Source organism: Bartonella sp. AP57NXGY (assembly GCF_042195805.1).
Taxonomy (GTDB): domain Bacteria; phylum Pseudomonadota; class Alphaproteobacteria; order Rhizobiales; family Rhizobiaceae; genus Bartonella.
Genome location: NZ_JBHIOZ010000124.1, coordinates 1 through 3,585, shown reverse-complemented (window position 1 = coordinate 3,585; position 3,585 = coordinate 1). Strand labels below are relative to the sequence as shown.

Genomic DNA, 3,585 nt, shown 5'->3' with positions numbered 1-3,585 from the left:
AGGATCATCTATATCACAGCGTTGACGATAAATTGTTTCTTCAAACCATGGTCCCTCAGGCTGTCCCTTGTCTCCAACGGACAGAACATGTACACCTGCTGTATCAACAAAGCATTCTACGACAAACTCTTTTCCTGGCAAATACTGTTCTACGATTAAACCTACAGGTTTACTTTTATCATTAAAACGTGCCATGTCTTTATGCTGAACATTCCATACGGCTTTAATGAGATCAGAAAGTTCAGCGGAATTTTTAGCTAACATGACGCCTGTACTTGCCCATCCAGAGACGGGTTTAATAACGAGCGGATAGTCTAAGGCATGTGTTTTTGATAGGTCTTCTGGATGATCTATATAAAAGAATCCTGGTGTTCTTAAGCCTGCTTTAGCAAAAGCTTGACGCATGAGATATTTATTTCGGGTTAATGCTGCTACTTCTGGTTCAATACTTGGAGTATTGATTTTTTTTGCAGCCAAAGCTGTCCATAGGATGGCTTCTTCGCGAAGGGTCATAATCCCAGAAATATTGCGTTCTTTTGCTCCCGTTGCAAAAGTGTCTAGAGCTGCCTCTGGGTTATCAAAAACAGGAAGTTGCCAAGTTGAAGTGACTGCTGCGGGGTGTTGAGTGGGAGCGCTTTCAGCGGTATCATAGATCATTATTAATTCGATATTAGCTGCTTGTGCTGCTTCAAATATAAATGGTAGTTTTGCATTGCGCTGGCAAACTAACGCGAGTTTTTTCATTTTGTTTCCTCATTAAATTTGGAATTTTGGGCACGACGTTTCTGTTGCCATGTAGATACCTTTGATGCATCTATAAATAAGAGTGTCATCCCTATAACAACTACAATCATAGCAATTATTTTGATCATATTGAGAGAAGGGCTCGAGCCGATTATCCATTCACATGCAACCACTGCAAAAGGGGATAATACGCCGATAGTATTGGCGTATAATACGCCTCCTTCGGCTAAAACTTTTTGATATAATACGTAAACTGGTGCCGAGCAAACAGTTCCTAAAATCAATATTTTAAATATATCTTCTAACTTAAGATATAAGAGTGGGGCAGGATCAAAAATAAATAATGGCATAAATGATGCGACAGAAATTGTTGTGATCCAAGCCAGTGAGGTGAGCAAAGGTAAATTTTTAAGATAACGTTTAGACAATAAGCCATAAGCAGAGTAAGAAAGTGCTGCTGTTAAAGCAAGAGCTATTCCTATTAGGTTATAATATCCACCTTCTCCACTGTTTATATTAAATGCTATAGCTGCTACACTGACAATTATCACTCCGCTAAACTTCAGCCATGAGAATTTAAGGACATTTGTCAATGCACCTAATATATAAGTAATCCCTGGAATAGTAGCGAGAACCATAGTTAAATCACTGGCTTTGAGCGATTTTAATGCACCAAAGCTGCATACAAAATACAGCGAAAATCCTAACACTGAGAGAATTAAAAAAGAAGGTATCATGGAAAGCAATGGTAGGGATCTGAAAACAGCTTTCTCACGAAATACTGCAATCAGCCATAAGGTGGCTGCGGTGGCAAACAACCTAAGTCCAACCGCATGCATGACGGGTATATTGCTAACCAAATTCTTAGATAATAACCAACTTATGGAAAACAATGCTAGAATAGCAAAGGTAAATAAGAATAACTGTCCTTTTAAGAAACTCAATGATTTAATCCCCTAATAATGTACTGTGCATAAGATGATGTTGAAAAATTAAATCGTGACTTTGAAGTCTGTGGTTTTCCAAGATTATTTTGGATATAATCCTTAGCTCCTGCCAAATAAGCGTCATCTAAATTTAATGCTTCAAGTGCTTCTATATCTGCTATCATCAATATTATTACTTTTTCAAGACGCTCCAAATCAAATTGAAGATAACCTTGATTTGTTTCAATCAATGCTTTGTTCCGCATCAATATTTCAAAAAGCAAGACACCTGTGCCAGCATCGAATGTCATATGCTGATCAGAACTTTTTGGCTAACGAAATATGCGTTCTAATAGAACAAATTCAGTTGTTTCTTTCCAAAATTTTGGATGATTTTGTAGCATAATACGCACTGTAATTAAATCAACTTTAGTTTCTTCTAGAAGACCTGTAAACCAATTTAATTTTATATACAGATTTTTATCCAATGGTCGCGGTCCGGTATGATGTGCATAGTCATGATAATAGCCTCACAAACAGCGAGCATCGTAAAGGTCTTCTTTAGATAAGTTACGATTATGCAATTGATCGAACAGGAATTTACTATCTCGACCGAGTAAACGTTCAGCTTCCACAATTGTTTGCTTATCAATTTTCTTAGCAGTTGCTACAGATTCTGGGAATAGAACAATGCAATTGTTGTCTATCTCCCTCTTGATGCTATTCCCATTTTTATACATTGAAAAGGTGATAGATAATTCTTTGTATATTTTGAGGCGTCAGCAAGATAGGCCGTTTCATGACGATATCCTGTAACTAATTCCAGCTGGAATCCTTCTGGATCAGGTCCATTTGTTGCACGCATTGGAGCCAAGAAAAACAAGGGCGCATCTGGTAATGGGGCTTTGAAAGCAGCCAAAGTGTTATCAAATTTAGGAGGGGTCGTTAAACCGCTGATCATCCACTGATGAAGATCATCAGAAGTGGTTGCTAAAAGTTTTGGAGATAATCCGTCAAGAATATTGGCATGGTGGTTCAGCAGAGTGATCAATTCATTGATCATATTATTATCTGCTGAAGTTGGTTCCTTAATGCTCTCATCTCGTTCTTGGCGCATACGGAATTTGTCAACTAAGTTAACAATGGAAAGAAGCGCTTCAGATTTTTTCATGTTTAGTTGACTTTAGTGAGTGGAGCAAAAAGGCCATTGGCACTTGTCCAAAATTTTCAACAATATTCAGCCTATAGCGATTTGCCGCAACCGATGTTGTGATACAAGCATCGGCTTTTTCAGCCTTACAAAGAACGGCTGCATCAGCATTGCTGTTGGCAAATACTTTGTCATATTGATGAGCTACCAGAGATTGCGGGGCAGGATGAGTCGCTACGGTTTTAATTTCATCAATGTTATTGCGTTTAGCTAAAACCATAAAGTGAGTAGGCATGATAAAGCTGTCAAATAATTGCATATCACTTAAACGGGTAAATATGAGTGTATGCAAATCAGGGTAAGCAGCACAGCTTAAGAGATATCCATCCTTTTTCGGAGAAAGTTCATTAAATGCTTCTTCAAGAGTTGCGTATAAGATAATACGGGATCTAGAGTCAGTGGACAAAATATTTTTATTGTGATTGTTAAGCCACCATTATTCTGCAGTTGCACAGTTAGTATCTGCAGGGACAAGTGTAAAAGCATTATTTTCAGATTACATGATCTCTATTCTTTATAATTATGTGCCTAAATTTAAACTAGTGTAATATGATAGAGTATATCAAGCACAATGCGTTAAGTAATTTAGTGCTTTAAAAATAATGTATATGTGAAAGCAAATTTACGATATAATTTTGTCTGTTCATTATTCTATCATGCCGTAAAACATCGTTGTTTAGGGGAGTGATTGAGCAGGAAAGTTCT

General features: G+C 37.4%; 5 protein-coding genes. All 5 read right to left on the bottom strand.

What is annotated here, in order from left to right; translation table 11 throughout:
• A partial coding sequence (locus ACFIL8_RS08330; protein WP_375689403.1) for an acetyl-CoA carboxylase biotin carboxylase subunit family protein occupies window positions 1–744 on the bottom strand: 744 nt, incomplete at its 3' end.
• The gene (locus tag ACFIL8_RS08325; protein ID WP_375622372.1) at window positions 741–1,688 is read right to left on the bottom strand and encodes a DMT family transporter; all 948 of its coding nucleotides are present in this window, start codon (window positions 1,686–1,688) and stop codon (window positions 741–743) included. The genes ACFIL8_RS08330 and ACFIL8_RS08325, both read right to left, overlap by 4 nt.
• Complete coding sequence (locus ACFIL8_RS08320; RefSeq protein WP_375638227.1) at window positions 1,685–1,981, bottom strand: hypothetical protein; 297 nt, start codon at window positions 1,979–1,981, stop codon at window positions 1,685–1,687. The genes ACFIL8_RS08325 and ACFIL8_RS08320 overlap by 4 nt, the downstream gene beginning before the upstream one ends.
• Before the next feature lie 392 nt (window positions 1,982–2,373).
• Window positions 2,374–2,841 (bottom strand): hypothetical protein, encoded by a 468-nt coding sequence (locus ACFIL8_RS08315; protein WP_375638226.1) that lies wholly within the window; start codon window positions 2,839–2,841, stop codon window positions 2,374–2,376.
• Window positions 2,828–3,286, bottom strand: coding sequence for a prephenate dehydratase domain-containing protein (locus ACFIL8_RS08310; RefSeq protein WP_375689400.1), 459 nt, complete (start codon window positions 3,284–3,286; stop codon window positions 2,828–2,830). Before ACFIL8_RS08310 ends, ACFIL8_RS08315 begins: the two co-directional genes overlap by 14 nt.
• Window positions 3,287–3,585: the final 299 nt, after the last annotated feature.